18 protein-coding genes are annotated in these 13,258 nt (G+C 59.5%); 8 read left to right on the top strand and 10 right to left on the bottom strand.

Annotated features, from left to right (window positions below):
• Positions 1 to 152 precede the first annotated feature (152 nt).
• Positions 153 to 794, top strand: coding sequence for a hypothetical protein (locus tag AC244Q_RS04145; protein ID WP_128405865.1), 642 nt, complete (start codon positions 153 to 155; stop codon positions 792 to 794).
• A gap of 861 nt (positions 795 to 1,655) precedes the next feature.
• The gene (locus AC244Q_RS04140; RefSeq protein ID WP_018067893.1) at positions 1,656 to 1,952 is read left to right on the top strand and encodes a hypothetical protein; all 297 of its coding nucleotides are present in this window, start codon (positions 1,656 to 1,658) and stop codon (positions 1,950 to 1,952) included.
• Positions 1,953 to 2,644: 692 nt separating this feature from the next.
• Here AC244Q_RS04140 and AC244Q_RS04135 read toward each other — a convergent pair.
• The 3 genes from AC244Q_RS04135 to AC244Q_RS04125 all read right to left on the bottom strand — a co-directional run bounded on the left by AC244Q_RS04135 (position 2,645) and on the right by AC244Q_RS04125 (position 3,992).
• The gene (locus tag AC244Q_RS04135) at positions 2,645 to 2,884 is read right to left on the bottom strand and encodes a hypothetical protein (protein WP_128405864.1); all 240 of its coding nucleotides are present in this window, start codon (positions 2,882 to 2,884) and stop codon (positions 2,645 to 2,647) included.
• Positions 2,881 to 3,201: a hypothetical protein gene (locus AC244Q_RS04130; protein WP_128405863.1), complete on the bottom strand. Its 321-nt coding sequence runs from the start codon at positions 3,199 to 3,201 to the stop codon at positions 2,881 to 2,883. Before AC244Q_RS04130 ends, AC244Q_RS04135 begins: the two co-directional genes overlap by 4 nt.
• Positions 3,202 to 3,275: 74 nt before the next feature.
• On the bottom strand, positions 3,276 to 3,992 hold the full coding sequence (locus AC244Q_RS04125) for an SOS response-associated peptidase (RefSeq protein WP_128405862.1): 717 nt from the start codon (positions 3,990 to 3,992) through the stop codon (positions 3,276 to 3,278).
• A gap of 197 nt (positions 3,993 to 4,189) precedes the next feature.
• Here AC244Q_RS04125 and AC244Q_RS04120 point away from each other — a divergent pair, with 197 nt between their 5' ends.
• The 3 genes from AC244Q_RS04120 to AC244Q_RS04110 all read left to right on the top strand — a co-directional run bounded on the left by AC244Q_RS04120 (position 4,190) and on the right by AC244Q_RS04110 (position 6,298).
• Complete coding sequence (locus AC244Q_RS04120; protein WP_128405861.1) at positions 4,190 to 4,780, top strand: TetR/AcrR family transcriptional regulator; 591 nt, start codon at positions 4,190 to 4,192, stop codon at positions 4,778 to 4,780.
• 71 nt (positions 4,781 to 4,851) lie between these two features.
• Complete coding sequence (locus AC244Q_RS04115; protein WP_128405860.1) at positions 4,852 to 5,481, top strand: hypothetical protein; 630 nt, start codon at positions 4,852 to 4,854, stop codon at positions 5,479 to 5,481.
• A 238-nt stretch (positions 5,482 to 5,719) separates the two neighbouring features.
• Entirely contained in the window at positions 5,720 to 6,298 is a 579-nt protein-coding gene (locus AC244Q_RS04110) for a DUF308 domain-containing protein (protein ID WP_245460418.1), read from the top strand.
• A 35-nt stretch (positions 6,299 to 6,333) separates the two neighbouring features.
• Here the strand turns inward: AC244Q_RS04110 and AC244Q_RS04105 are convergent, their stop codons facing one another.
• The 4 genes from AC244Q_RS04105 to AC244Q_RS04090 form a co-directional block, all read right to left on the bottom strand.
• Positions 6,334 to 6,687, bottom strand: coding sequence for a hypothetical protein (locus AC244Q_RS04105; protein ID WP_128405858.1), 354 nt, complete (start codon positions 6,685 to 6,687; stop codon positions 6,334 to 6,336).
• 1 nt (position 6,688) lies between these two features.
• Positions 6,689 to 7,036 (bottom strand): hypothetical protein, encoded by a 348-nt coding sequence (locus AC244Q_RS04100; RefSeq protein ID WP_128405857.1) that lies wholly within the window; start codon positions 7,034 to 7,036, stop codon positions 6,689 to 6,691.
• Positions 7,037 to 7,164: 128 nt separating this feature from the next.
• The gene (locus tag AC244Q_RS04095; RefSeq protein WP_012756494.1) at positions 7,165 to 7,473 is read right to left on the bottom strand and encodes a HigA family addiction module antitoxin; all 309 of its coding nucleotides are present in this window, start codon (positions 7,471 to 7,473) and stop codon (positions 7,165 to 7,167) included.
• 9 nt (positions 7,474 to 7,482) lie between these two features.
• Entirely contained in the window at positions 7,483 to 7,779 is a 297-nt protein-coding gene (locus tag AC244Q_RS04090; RefSeq protein WP_012756493.1) for a type II toxin-antitoxin system RelE/ParE family toxin, read from the bottom strand.
• Positions 7,780 to 7,914: 135 nt separating this feature from the next.
• Here AC244Q_RS04090 and AC244Q_RS04085 point away from each other — a divergent pair, with 135 nt between their 5' ends.
• From AC244Q_RS04085 to AC244Q_RS04075, 3 genes are all read left to right on the top strand, one after another.
• A complete protein-coding gene (locus AC244Q_RS04085) occupies positions 7,915 to 8,193 on the top strand; it encodes a hypothetical protein (protein WP_026157280.1) in 279 nt (92 codons plus the stop codon).
• 356 nt (positions 8,194 to 8,549) lie between these two features.
• Positions 8,550 to 10,481, top strand: a complete 1,932-nt coding sequence (locus tag AC244Q_RS04080; RefSeq protein WP_128405856.1) for an adenylate/guanylate cyclase domain-containing protein — start codon at positions 8,550 to 8,552, stop codon at positions 10,479 to 10,481.
• Between the two features lie 115 nt (positions 10,482 to 10,596).
• Positions 10,597 to 11,331: a phosphotransferase enzyme family protein gene (locus AC244Q_RS04075; protein WP_128405855.1), complete on the top strand. Its 735-nt coding sequence runs from the start codon at positions 10,597 to 10,599 to the stop codon at positions 11,329 to 11,331.
• A gap of 138 nt (positions 11,332 to 11,469) precedes the next feature.
• Here the strand turns inward: AC244Q_RS04075 and AC244Q_RS04070 are convergent, their stop codons facing one another.
• The 3 genes from AC244Q_RS04070 to AC244Q_RS04060 all read right to left on the bottom strand — a co-directional run bounded on the left by AC244Q_RS04070 (position 11,470) and on the right by AC244Q_RS04060 (position 13,204).
• On the bottom strand, positions 11,470 to 11,964 hold the full coding sequence (locus AC244Q_RS04070; protein WP_128405854.1) for an SRPBCC family protein: 495 nt from the start codon (positions 11,962 to 11,964) through the stop codon (positions 11,470 to 11,472).
• The gene (locus AC244Q_RS04065; protein ID WP_128405853.1) at positions 11,945 to 12,307 is read right to left on the bottom strand and encodes an ArsR/SmtB family transcription factor; all 363 of its coding nucleotides are present in this window, start codon (positions 12,305 to 12,307) and stop codon (positions 11,945 to 11,947) included. The genes AC244Q_RS04070 and AC244Q_RS04065 overlap by 20 nt, the downstream gene beginning before the upstream one ends.
• Before the next feature lie 294 nt (positions 12,308 to 12,601).
• On the bottom strand, positions 12,602 to 13,204 hold the full coding sequence (locus AC244Q_RS04060) for a TetR/AcrR family transcriptional regulator (RefSeq protein ID WP_128405852.1): 603 nt from the start codon (positions 13,202 to 13,204) through the stop codon (positions 12,602 to 12,604).
• Between the last annotated feature and the right edge of the window lie 54 nt (positions 13,205 to 13,258).

Raw genomic sequence — 13,258 nt, 5'->3', positions numbered from 1 at the left:
GATTTCACGCTCATTGTAGTAGGTCTTGCGTGCATAATCGATGACAGCTGATCTTTCGGCTGCCGGCCGCTACGACGAACGTCGAGTCTTGTTTGGTCCCTAACCCACTACTTTGAGGTTGAGTAAAGCATGTGATCAGGCATAGTCAGGGCATGCTTGATCTCTCGTTTCCTTGGCCCATCGGCCCCATTCCCATAGCCATGACTGTCTGGGCGTCTTATGGTCTTTACCGTGCAGTTGTAACACGCGACGGGGTTACGTGGGCGTCAGTAGTTTCAGTACTGGGGCTGGTGGCATTCATGGCAGCACTAACTGCCCAAGTCGTAAAGCCCGTTATCAACCAAGCGCTTGCCCTGATGATAGCCCAATTTCTCGGAACGGGTGCGTGCTTCCTGTTCGTCAAGCTACTGTGGTCCGTTCAAAAAACGAAACCGGAACCATCTGTTCCATCTCTCAGGCGTCCCGACGTCAAAATGTTACGCGGCATGGGCATCTGCCTGAGCTTCCTGATTGTCCTTGACGGGCTTTTCTTTTTATTCCCTGACGCTGGAAAGTGTGCACATTTCAAAGGGTACATGGCTAATAAGTGTGCTGGGAAGGAACTATTTATTGGAATTCATGACCTTCCAGTGGAAATTTATTTTGGAGTTGTCTTGGGCGTTCCTGCAATGGCTGGGCTGATTTTAGGAATTTGGGCGCTGTTTAGGACAGCTGGCCTCCCAGATGCTGACGAGCCAGGTACGAAAAAAGTACCGGCGGTTGATGTCAGGCAGAACACAGAGGGATTGGCGTGACAAAACGCATAAACATCATCTGCCTGGTAGCTTTCTTCCTCTGCTTGGCAGGAGCGTTTGGCGTATCACGATTAAGTGGCGGCGTGGAAAACACACATGGGCTTCTGAGGTATGTATCCATCGTAATAGGCGCCGCTATATTCGCTTTGTTTCCTTTTAGCCTCGGCAGTTTTTGGCTGACACGGAGCTGGCGGGAAGTGCGCAAGGATAAAGCCAAAAGAGAGTTCATACTCAAAGACCCGATCCTTTCGTTTCTCATTTGGCGTGAGGAGTTAGATGGTGGGTAGCGATAGCCTCCCTTTATGATGGTTTGGCCACCGGTAAGGCAGTGAAGGACTGATCATAACGGGTAGCAGCGCCTACCGTTGCCGTGGCCTGGGTGCGGCATTGGCTCAAGAACAACTGAGTTGTGACGCTCCAAAAATTAGCGTGTCGGTTTCAGCCACAGCCCACTATGATATAGATCGTCGCGACCTCTCACGAACGGAGCCAAAGCGGTTGAAGTATTTACATGAAGAAGTTCGCTTCTTTGTTTGGGCTTGGTTAGCCGTTGCGCCTCCCTGTGCGGTATGGTTTGCTGGGATGATATTTTATATCAAAATCAACCACATTGATCTTTCCACGGTCTCCCAGGCCTCATTCCTAAGCCCTGTTATGCTTTTCGCTTTTATGACGATGCTTCTCGTGGTCGAATTGGGGTCGCAATCCAAATTCAGGACGGGCTTTTTTACTGCATGGCTTCAGATGGCCATGGGAGAAATTACAATCGATGGCCTGTATGAGCGTGGACGGCGAGAAGACAGGTAAATCTCAGCTACACCAATCGTTTCGTTGCCGCGGAGTCACCATAGCGAGATTATTTTGACGAAGCGCCTAAGCACCATCTGTCTGGTTGCCTTTTTTCTTTGCTTATTGGGAGGGTTTGTCATCCATCGACAAGGCTCCCTCGGAATTTTCAGATACATCGAGAACTTCCTGGCCGCCGCCGCGATGGCGTTATTTCCGGTCAGCGTTGTCAGCTACATGTTTAGTTATTCGTGGCGGGAACTGCGTAAGGATAGAGCCAAAAGAGAGTTCATACTCAAACACCCCATGAGGTTTTTGATTTGGCGCGAAGTGAGAGATGAAGCGTATGGCGAGGAGAAGCGTGAGGAATAGCACTCACAACACACCGGCGATGGGGTCACACCAGTTATTCCGTTGCTTCGAGCTCCAGGCCCGTGCGAAGCCCTCCCGAAGCAGCTCCTTGCCAATCACTTCACCGATCTCTTGCCAGTCGGCCCGGAAATATCAACCAGCGGCTGGCGGGTCGCTGCTCAAAAATCCGTTAGCTGAGATCTAGAAAAGGTGTTCCAATTCGGTGAACGGAGAATAGAATAGCCATTTTGGATTGCAGTAGTGATCCTGATACGTATAGCCACCAAGGGCAAACCCGTATCTTTGGTCATCGTGGAAGGATCGTGTCGTCACGCCCACACGTTCTGTGAGTCGATTTTTCGCCCTAAACCTTACGCAAATGATCCGATCCCCACGGCTTAGCGTTAATACGTTCGATATGCTTGCATCTCTGATTTCACGCTCATTGTGATACGTCTTGCGTGCATAATCGATGATAGCTGATCGTTCGGCTGCCGTTGGCGCGGTCTGGGTGGAATACACAGGATCCCATTGCTCGAGAGTCCCGCAGCCGGGCAATAGTATCGGGAGTGCGAGAAGAGTCAGGCGAGGCATTTGCTTTGTTGGTCGCGGCGTCTCAGTGGCGTGTTGTCGATATGGCCGGTTCAGTCGCACCAGTCGTTCCTCTGTTTCGGGCTTGGCGGTCTGCGATGCGCAGATGATCAATCCAGCAATCATTGAGTTATATTGCCACGCTCGGCCGCCTCGAGCTTCCGTCTGAGCGCCTGTTCCTGCTCGTATGACTTATGCGGGAAATGCTCGAAGCACCACCAGCGAGTCGGCACAGATGGGGACGTGCTGTTTCCCCAGCCTCCCCATTCCTTGCAGCCTGTGCCGTCAGCAAACCGGTGCTCGCAATAATGCTCAACGATCACATTGGCGCCCGGCGCACTCGAATGGCCTTCGATGCTCATGGGTGTGCCGTCCTCCGTTTCCCGCTCTTGATGCTCTCATAGATCATTTCGAGCCGCCTTGAGGCGACGTAGGCACTGTCCTCGTATCCAGCCGACGGCCAATCCAGTCGATGGCTGCCGTCTGTCGCCACGATCCAGAACCATCGATTATCGACCACTCCGCCGGCCTGTGACCGGAATATCCTTCCGATCTGGGTATCGCCGTCGAAAGCGACGTAGTCGTCGCCGGGTTTCTCCTTCCAGGCGTGCCGCCATTTGTATTTGATTTCCCGGCCGCTGACATGTTCCCACGATTTCCATGTGATTTGTTCTGGCATGCGTCGTCCTGTCCTCTCGCGAGGTTCTCTTTGACCGCATGGTTGATGGATGGCTCCCGCCCGAGCCGGTGAATTCAGATCAGCGTCGGTTCCGAATCTGGCTCGATCGGATCGATAATGTCAGCCGTGTCGTTCTTCGGCGAACCCACATTGCGGCCGATCGGCCACATGGTCATCAGTTCGGCAGGGAATGGCTTCATCAGGTCGTTCGGATCGGGTTCCGGCGATAGCCAGCGTTCATAATCCTCACGATGCAGGATGACCGGCATCCGATCATGGATCTGCGCCATCATCTCATTCGGCTCACAGGTGACAATTGCGAAGCTCCGAATCTCTATGTCATTGTCGCGCCGCGTCTCCCAGATTCCGGCGAGCGCAAAGGGCGAGCCGTCAGCCATGGCGATCGCATAGGGCTGCTTGTTCTTGCCCGTGCCGAAGATATCCTTCCACTCGAAGAAGCCGTTGATCGGCACCAGGCAACGGCGCGACCTGTAGGCAGAGCGGAACAGGCCGTTGGTACTGATGCCCTCGCAGCGCGCATTGATCGGCGGCGGCCGGCCACCCGGCTTCATCCATGCCGGCATCAGGCCCCAGCGCGCCGAGGCGAACACCGGCCCCATGATATCAGGCTCGCGGACCATGTCGCGAATGATGATTGGATAATCCAGCGTCGGCGCGCCGTTATAGCGCGGAAATCGGTTCCCGAGCGCATCGATCGCGCCTCGCTCTGCGAAGGCGAAATTGCGCACCAGCTCCTCAAGCGAGGTCTTGATATAGACGCGGCCGCACATCCGGAACTCTATCCTCTATATTAGATGTTCCGATTATGTTCTGATGGTTCGAGGCGAGTCAAGGCCGGTCGTTACAACCGACGCCGTCATCACTTTCGCCAGCGTCAAGGTGAAGCCGGTCACGGCCTCGACGACCGCCGATGGCAGAAAACTGCGTTCCGCTTGACAGCCTTCCTACTGGAAGGTAGATAGACCTCATGAGCAATCTTTCGACGACGTCCGACGAGATCCTGGCCTCCGCCCGAGCACTGATCATGACTGGAGGCTATAACGGCTTCAGCTATGCCGATATTGCTGCCGTCGTCGGGATCCGCAAGGCCAGCATCCATCACCATTTTCCGAGCAAGACCGACTTGGTGCGCACGCTTGTGGTGCGATATCGCGAAGATGCCGAGGCGGGTATCGCGGGCCTGGAGCAGCAGGTGCGGGATCCCCTGGCGCTCCTCCAAACCTATGCGGGCCACTGGGCCCAGTGCATCGAGGATGCAAGCCGCCCGTTTTGCGTCTGCGCCCTGCTGGCGAGCGAACTGCCGGCCCTGCCGCCGGAGGTCGCGTCCGAGGTCAAGGCTTTCTTCCGCTTTGCGTCGACATGGCTGACCTCGGTGATGGAACGCGGCGCTAAAGACGGGAGTTTGACGCTGTCGAGCGAACCGCGCGTCGAGGCTGAAGCCTTCATGGCCTCCGTCCATGGCGCCATGCTCTCAGCCCGGGCCTACGGGACCCCGGAGGTCTTCGCCACCATTCTGGCTCCCACCTTGCAGCGGCTCACTCCGACCGCCGCTCGATAAAGTTCCGGGCGGAATAAAGCTCGGAGCGATAACGACGTTCAGCGAAACTACCAACTAGTAGGAAGAACCATATGATCAAGACCATTCTCCCCGCCCTCCTGCTGGGGCTCAGCGCTATCTCGACGGCGGCCCTTCCAGGGGCGCCTGCCCGTGCCGAAGACCAGAAGCCCGAGCAGATCCATGTCAGGGGCAGCATCGTCGCCTATAGCGGCTCCGCTCTCACGGTGAAGACCCGCGAGGGAGAGACCGTCGATGTCACCCTTGCCGACGGCTGGAAACTGGCGAGCGTTGCAAATGCTGCGGTCACCGACATCAAGCCGGGCGACTTCGTCGGCATCGCATCGCTGCCGAGTGAAGGCGGCGGCGACGGCGCGCTTGAGGTGCTGATCTTCCCGCCGGCAATGAAAGGCGCCGGTGAAGGGAGCTATGGTTGGGACCTCAAGCCCAACAGCAGCATGACCAACGCGACCGTGGCCGACGCCGTCAAGGGCATCGACGGCCGCACCGTCACCGTCTCCTATCACGGCAAGGAAAAGAAGATCGCCATTCCGGACGGCACGCCGGTCGTGACCATCGCTCCGGCCACCAAGGACGATCTCGTTCCCGGCGCCGTCGTCTTCATCCCCGCCGAAAAGGCTGCCTCGGGGCCCCTCGCCCATCAGGTGCTTGTCGGAAAGAATGGCGTGGTCCCGCCCATGTGACCACGTCGTCGCCGGTCGGCCGGGCCGCCCCCGGTTCGACCGGCGATTTACCAGGGAATGCCGCCTGACCGGCAGCCGATGGACCCGAACGGCGGAGAAACGTTGTCTCGACAGCAGCCCGGCGGTGCCGGAGCAGTTCCGGCAAGCCCAGGAAATCCCATCGCGATGACGGACGCCGCCGCTCATGACGGTGAGCCGCCCCTTTCAGACCAACACCATCACATTCAGGAAAGAGATCATGATGACCACCGATCAAACCACCGTCGCGTCTGGCGACAGGGAAGAGTGGCTGACGCGCTATTACTTTACGCGAGCAGCCTTTTCCGCCATCTGGGTCGCAGCCGCCTTGACGGCCGGCCAGCAGTCGCTTGCCGTCGCGGCCGCCTTGCTGATCCTCTACCCGGCCTGGGATGCCGCCGCCAACCTGGTCGACGCATCGCGGAATGGCGGCCTGGCAAACAACCGCAGCCAGGCAATCAACGTCGCCGTCAGCGCGGTGACGACCGCTGCCGTGATTGTCGCGCTGACGATGAGCATGAACTGGGTTCTCGGCGTCTTTGGCCTCTGGGCGATCTTTTCCGGCCTGCTGCAGCTTGGAACCGCTGTCCGGCGCTGGAAGACCAATGGCGGCCAGTGGGCGATGATCCTCAGCGGCGGCCAATCCGCGGTGGCAGGCGCGTTCTTCATCGCCCAGGCGCAAATGCCGGAACCACCCTCCATTGCCAACATCGCCGGATATGCCGGCCTCGGCGCCTTCTACTTCCTGGTCTCGGCCGTCTGGCGGAGCGTCACGCAGATGCGGCGGAAGCGGGTCTGAGCCGACATGCGCCAATTGCGATGTGACACCGTCGATCAGCGGGGACCAACTGCCCAGTCGGGGAATTTGCGATAGTTGCAGGCGTTCATTGAAAACAACGCCACATCATCACCGATTTCGTGGCGCGAAAGCTCCCATTCGAAGGTGTCACGGTCATCGAAACCGTAAGATAACGCCATCGCGGTCAACTCCATGAAAGGCCCTGGGGGATACAGGGTGCCGTACACCGTCGCCTCATTTCCCAGGAATTTGCCTTTGATAACTCTCTTGATCTCCAAATCTGCCCTTATCCACCGCGTCGGAGAGTCTTTTGTCCCTATGAAACCGGATTCGCCGATCGACAGCGATTTCACGCGCGCCTCAACCACGATCTCCGCTTTCGCCAGCAATTCATCCTGAGCAGGACATTTCGGCGTTCCGGCGGCTGGCCTTAGACCAACAGCCAATAGAGCAAGAACTGCTGTGAAGCACAGTCGCATATGCGGGTTCAGGATCACTCTCGGCATCCTTGTCGGCCTCGTCCTCCGTCTTCCCGGCGGCATCGGGCCTGTGGTTGTCATTGGCGGCGGCGAGCGCCGCAAAGTCCTCTCGCGCCATGCGGCGACCGATGATCCGGGCCAGCGCTAGCGCCGCGCGGTCGATGCGTTGCCATGTCTCCGCCTGCGGCTCGCCGTCCGCACCGTCATTGCCGTTGGCCGGGACGGTCTCGTCCGGCTTCTCGTCGTCATCGCCTTCCATGTCGCCGCCTGTTTCTCGGTTCGAGTCAAACAGACATCAAGCGGCGGCAAGAGTAGAACCGAAAGCCAAATCGCAGGCCGTGCGGTCATGGCGAAGAAACGGCGGCAAATCGGTGGGATCGCTCCGCGCTATGCCGCCTTCGCCAAGGGCTTGGCACGATCGACCCGCGCCCGCTCCTCGGGCGAATTCATGACGCTCCACAGATCGCTGCGACGCTGCGTGTTCAGCCAGAAGTCCGGGCTGTTGCCGAACACGCGCGCCAGAATGAGCGCGGTCGCCGCCGTCACGTTGCGCCGGTCGTTGCAGAGTTCGTTCACATGCTTGCGCTGCACGCCCATCGCCTCGGCAAGCACCGCCTGCGTCAGGCCGAGCGGCTGCATGAACTCTTCCGTCAGGATTTCGCCGACCGTGGCCGGTTTGCGTGTGGTCATCAACATGGCGTCACCTCATCGATAGCTGTGGTCGTCGAGATAAACATCCGACGCTTCGCCGCGACCGCCGTCCCATCGGAAGATCAGCCGCCACTGCTTGTTGACGCGGATCGAATGCAGGCCGTCGAGCGTGCCGCGCAGCTTCTCGAAATGATTGCTGGGTGGCACACGCAAATCCTGATCGGTCATCGCGTCGTCGATCATCTGGAGCTTGCGGAACAACCGGCTTTCGAGATCGGACGGAATGTTGCGGGAGTGGATATCCTCCACGAAAAAGGCCCGCAGCCATTCGTCCTGAAACCCGACGATCATTCCACGCCTCCAATGCTTAGTTGATGTACCACTCTATGGGTCATTCGGCAACCGCTTTTTTCTTCGGAACTGGAGCGCCCGCAAATGCTTAAAGCCATCTATCGACGATGGCGCGCAAAGCGGATGGGCCACAACATGAAAGATCAATACCAACCGATCTACACATGGCGCGAGACCTGGCCTGGAGAAGGACATCAGGATTTTAGCGGCTTCGACGGCGACCAGTCTTTCGGCCGCGTCGAGCTTGAGAACGCGGCTGACCTGAAACCCGGCCTGTGGAAGTGGAACGCTACCCACCTTCCATGGGTGCGAAAGGAGATCATGCCTCGCAGCGGCTCGGAGCAAACCTCGCGAGAGGCATGCCGCCGGGTCGAGGAGCATTATGAGAAGCTGAAGGCGCTTCACCGGCGGTAGGCCGCATCAATTGATAGGGCCTCAGTCTCGCGTCGCTGGTTCTCTGCCATTGAACCTACCCTCCGTCATCCCAGGCCTTGAGCCTGGGATCCATGCCCGTTGCTAATGGAGGCCGGTGTGGATCCTCGGGTCAAGCCCGAGGAAGACGGAGCGCGGAGTGGCGGCTGGAGCAAGGACAGGACGCATGCGGGCATGATCGGCGACAGTTCATACGGTCGGCGACTTTGTTCTACCGAAACGCGCAGCGGCGGTGTGACCGCACTCACCGCCTTGTGTAAGTTTTCAAAAAGCGGTTAGCTGCCATCGTTGACTATGCCTCGTGCGCTGAGACGTGTCCGCATTTCGGGGGAAATCTCGTGCACTGGTCCAAACCCCTAAGACTGCATCTCGGCGTCCTGGTCGTCGCATCGCTGCTTTGCACGTCGACGCCGATCATCTGGCTGGCGTTCAGGCAAGGAAGCGATGCTGCGGTCAGTGCGGGCGTGCAGCAGATGCGCGAGATGAGCCTGCGGCTGATCGAGGGGTACCGCAATACGCTGCAGGGCGGCACCGAGGCGGTGGCACTGGCATCGACCCTGCCGCTGCTCGCCTCCCCGCCGCCTCAGGATATCACGGCCAAACAGCAATTCTTTCTGGAGGTTCTCAGAAACGTCCCCAACGCGACGAGCGTCTACACCGGCTATCCTGACGGCTCGTATCTGCAGGTCATCAACACGCAAAGGCAGGATGTCCGCCGGATCCTTGCAGCACCCGATGGCACGGCTTTTGCGATCCGCACGATTGCACGCAGACAGGGCCCCGACGTCATATCGACGTTTCGCTTCCTAGACCTCCAGGCAAGGCCGATCGCCGAGCGTGACGTCGACTATGCATCGTTCGATCCGCGGCAACGCCCCTGGTACCAATCCGTCATCGAGCATGGCGAGGAAGTATCCGTCGGACCCTATGTTGCGGGAACGCTGCAGCTTCCAACGCTGACGATCGCAGCACCGATGAAAGACGACGATCAGGTTGTCGTCGGCATCAACATCCACCTGATGACTGTCAGCCGGCTGCTGGATGCGCAGGAAATTTCGCCGCGGGCGCGCGCTTATATCATCGATGATGCCGATGATCTGATTGCCCATTCCGACCCGGCAATCATGAACAGGCTTCTCGGCATATGGTCGAAAAATGCCGATGGCGCCGTTGCCGTCGACACGACGACAGACAGTTACGACACGAGCCTCGAAACGGTGGCGAGGCTCAGGCGGGATCCGGCCTTTGCAAATGGCGGCGTGGTGCGGATCGATCTCGATGGCGAACGCCAGATCCTGCAGATCGCCCCCGTCGGCGTGTCCGGTCTGTTCAAGGGAAGCGTTGCCGCAATCGTCGTGCCCCTGGAAGATCTGGTGGCTGAAGCCAATCGGCTGCTCCTGCACAATCTCCTGATTGCGGCCGCCTTCGTGATCGCGGGCGTCGCTGCCTCGGTGATGCTCTCGCGCATGGTCAGCCGCTCCCTCTATCGCCTCGCCGACGAGGCGCGCAGGATCGGCGATCTCGACGTCGGCGAAAAAGGCGTCTCCCACTCCTGGATATCGGAGATCAACACGCTGGCAAGCGCGCTGGCGGCAAGCCGCCACGCCATCAGCCAGTTTGCCCTCTATGTTCCGCGTGAAGTCGTCAGGCGGATCGTCAATCCCGAGGGACGAGCCGTCGTCAAGGCGCAGCGGCAGGATGTGACGGTGCTGTTCACCGACATCCGCGACTTCACCACCATCTCCGAGCAGCATTCGCCCGAGGACGTCGTCGATACGCTGTCGGCCTATTTCGAACTGTTGAACACCATTGCCGAGCGCAATGGCGGGACTGTCGTGCAATATCTCGGCGATTCCATTTTCGTCATGTGGAACGCCCCTGTTCCAGATGCCAGACATGCCGAAAACGGCTGTCGATGTGCGCTTGCCATGAAAGCGGCGGTCGACGAGTTGAATGAAGCCAACCGCCGGAATGGCCGTCCCGCGCTCATCACCCGATTTGGATTGCACACCGGCCCGGCGGTCGTCGGCAGCTTCGGCGCGATTTCGAGGCAGCAGTACACGGCCATGGGCGATACGATCAATGTTGCCTCACGGCTGGAAGGATTGAACAAGGAATTCAACACCTCGATCCTGGTGAGCGCCGCCATATACGAGGCGGTCGCCGATCGCTTCGCCCTTCGCCCGCTGGGCCTGGTGCAGCTCAAGGGGCGGGCCGAGAAGGTCGATTTATGGGAACTTGTCGGGGAAAGCCTGAGGACGCAGGAATGAATGAGCGTTCGGGTTGCGACCAACGGCAGCTTCGCGCCGCTAGCGGCCTTTGTGGCGTCGTAAACTTTCTCTATTTCTTCCGTCAATTTGATCATGGCCGCCAAGGGTATCGCCAATGGGATGGGAAGCACTCGGGCAATGGGGCGAAGACGCGGTTCTCATCGAACGGCTCACGGGTGGCGTTGCCAACGACGTGTGGAGCGTTCGGGTCCACGGGCAGATCGCGGTTGCTCGTCTCGGCACCAGGAGCGACGCTGATCTTAAATGGGAAGCCGAGCTGCTCCAACACCTCGACCGTGAAGGTATGACCGTTCCGGTACCGATCCCGACGACTGACGGCCGGCTGTTCGTGGACGGGCTGGTGGTGATGAAATACATGGAGGGCGGACCGCCCGAGACGGGGTCCGACTGGCGTCGCGTCGCCGACACGCTCCGCGAGCTGCATCGGCTGACGCAGGGCTGGCCACAGCGCCCGGGCTGGCGATCGTCGAGCGACCTCCTGCATACTGAGACCGGAACGAGGATCAACCTTGCCGCGATGCCGCCTGAGGGGGTTATTCGATGTCGAGCCGCGTGGGCGCGGCTAGTCGGACGTCAGACATGTGTTGTCCACGGCAACCCCAACAGCCCTGGCAACATCCGCATGACCGCAGATCGGGTCGCGTTGATCGACTGGGATGAGTCACATGTCGACGTCCCCGACCTTGACCTGGTGCTGCCCGACAACGCTGCCGGCCTCGACGACGGCGCCCATGACATCGCCGCGCAAGCCTCGGCCGCATGGGAAGCCGCCGTCTGCTGGCAGGATGAATACGCAGTCAAACGGCTTGCCGAGGTTCGAGCGGTCTAAGATCGACAGGCCGCATCCACCCGTGAATTGCGCCATCGCCGGCGGAACATGGGTTGGCAGCGGACTTCAGGAAGCAGCCACGCTGCGCCAATTCCCTGGTTCGTCCCTGTTTGCGGCATGGCCGAATGAGTCGAGCTGTCACATGCTCGCGCTGAGCGTGACGAGAAGTTCATCCAACTGCTCGAACTGCTCCGGCAACACGTCTTCCATGCCGACGAAAGACTGGTCGAGCGCTTCCTTCGAGGGATAGAGTTCCCGCAGTACCAGCAGCGTCCTGCCGTCCTCTTCCTCGAAGGTCACCGTGGTGACGGCGCCGTCCTCCCCGCCTTCGTCATTGGTCCAGACGAGGCGCGATGGCGGCGACACGTCGAGATACTTGCCGAAGAAGGCCATGGCGTCGGCGGCGTCGTGTCCGAACGTGATGCGATAGCTGCCCCCGGTGCGAACATCCATCTCGCAGGAAAGCAGGGGCACGCCCATCGACTTCGGCGCCCACCACAGCTTGAACAATTCGGGCTTGGTCCACGCGTCGAATACGAGGCGAACCGGGCCGTTGAAGGTGCGCGTTACCACGAGTTCAAGCTCCGACCTCCGTTCGACCGCCGTACGGCCGTTACTCGCTCTGTCCCCCATCGACTTTCTCCTTCCGTTTCAGGGCCTCAATGACGTCATCAAGCGCGTCGAAGCGTGCGTTCCAGATCTGGCGGCGCGCTTCGATCCAGGCCGCCTCTTCCTCGAGCCCGCGTGAGCCGAGCCTGCAGGTCCGCACACGCCCGACCTTCTCCGTCGTCACCAGCCCCGCCTGCTCCAACACGCCGATGTGCTTCTTCATGCCCGTGAGGGTCATGTGGAACGTCCCAGCAAGCTCCGTGATCGAAGCATCAGCACTGCCGAGCTGCTCCAGAACGCCGCGTCGCGTGGCGTCTGAGAGCGCGGCAAAAGAGGCGTCAAGGCGATCTGTCGAATACTGAACCATATAGTTCAGTGTTTAGCACGCAGATCGGCGTCATGCAAGCGGCCGAGATCGGCCCCAGGCGATCGGCGCAGATATCTCGGCGTGGAAGTCGACGCCCCACCCTCCGTCATTCCTGTGCCTGTCACAGGAATCCAGTGCGCCCAAGTCCTTGGGCGCGATAGACTTTCTTGTTTGGATGAGAGTCATTCACGGCACGGACGCGCCGTGGCTGGATTCCTGTGACAAGCACAGGAATGAAGGAGGAGAAATAGGCGCCAGCCAGTTCTCGCAGTGCGGCGGCCACCGGCCAAGCCTTCAGACCTGATCTGACGACCCGGTTTGATGAACCCCTGCATCGATGATCGCCTGGACAACAAGCGCGATGCGTCTGTCACGCATGCCGGGCCTGATGCGGCCTGCACGTTCGAGCTCGGCAAGTCCATGAAGGGCTGCCCAGAAGGTCTCGGTCACGATCTCCGCATCGGCACAGAAGGGAGACACGGCAGCAGCGATGGCGTCGAAACCGGCCCGAAGTTCCGGTCTCGTTTCAGCCTCGGCGAACTGCAACTGGGTCGGCAGGATAAACATCGCCTCGTAGAGTGCCGGGCGACTGAGGGCGAAGGCAAAATAGGCCATGGCGACGTCCATGAGGGACTGTCGTCGTCCCTTCGCCTCGCCTGCCGCGGCCTGGAGAACGGTTGCAAGCTCCTTGAAGCCCTCGACGGCGACTGCGGCAACGATGGCGTCCCTGTTGGCGAAATGCGAATAGAGGACCGGCTGGCTGTATTCGATTTCCTTGGCTAGGCGGCGGATCGTCACCGCATCCCATCCTTCGCTTTCTGCGACGGCACGGGCCGCCGCGACAATGCGATCTTCGCGCTCGGCCCTTTCCCGAGTTTTTCGCTCTACGGTACCCATTTCCAAAATCTCCACGGCCGGCAGATCAATAGCGAAGATTATATCCACGCTTGA

This window comes from Rhizobium sp. CB2179 (genome assembly GCF_057653455.1).
Note: the sequence above shows the minus strand (reverse complement) of the source record. Positions and strands in the feature narration are given on the sequence as shown.